1 protein-coding gene is annotated in these 719 nt (G+C 50.6%); it reads right to left on the bottom strand.

Going from position 1 to position 719, the window contains the following annotated elements; all coding sequences use genetic code 11:
- Positions 1 to 719: bifunctional diaminohydroxyphosphoribosylaminopyrimidine deaminase/5-amino-6-(5-phosphoribosylamino)uracil reductase RibD (gene ribD / locus R7Z50_RS27225; RefSeq protein WP_318149712.1), on the bottom strand; the 719-nt coding region annotated here is incomplete at both ends.

The raw sequence follows: 719 nt of genomic DNA, 5'->3' as shown, positions 1-719 counted from the left end.
CACCTTCGGTACTGAACAGTTTAAGGTCATCACTCAGTTTCTGTTGACGGTCGAGTATTACCCTTGCTGGTTGGCGAACTTCCGTCAGCTCATAGTACGCTTGAACACTCTGCGGCAAATCATCCCAACGAACGTTGAGAGAAGCGTTATCATCCATCACTGTTTTGCTTGTAGACAGAATACCACCGCTTTGCGCTCGATAACGCTGCACGTCTTGGCGAGCCTGTGGGGAGGTGATCCATTGGCTCTTGCCATTACTTAGCGCACTCTGTCCATCTAAGCTTGCTGCCATTTTTAATTGGATAAATGGCATGCCTGTTTGCATGAATTTAATGAAGCCACGATTGAGCTCAATCGCATCGTTTTCTAACAATCCAACCTGAACCTCGACCCCGGCTTCACGTAGCATTTGGATGCCACGTCCAGCCACTTTTGGATTCGGATCTTCCATCGCACACACTACTCGCGCCACTTTGGCTTTTATCAACCCTTCAGCGCAAGGTGGCGTGCGTCCATAGTGGGAGCACGGTTCAAGGGTAACGTATGCCGTTGCACCTTCAGCTTTATCACCAGCCATGCGCATCGCGTGCACTTCAGCATGAGGCTCTCCAGCGCGATGATGATAACCTTCACCAACGATCACGCCATCACGAACAATTACGCAACCGACGTTCGGGTTTGGAGCCGTCGTATAAATGCCGCGTCGAGCTAACTTGAGC

Source organism: Vibrio sp. 1249-1 (genome assembly GCF_033340495.1).
The sequence above is the reverse complement of the archived record's forward strand: the minus strand, read 5'-3'. Positions and strand labels throughout refer to the sequence as shown.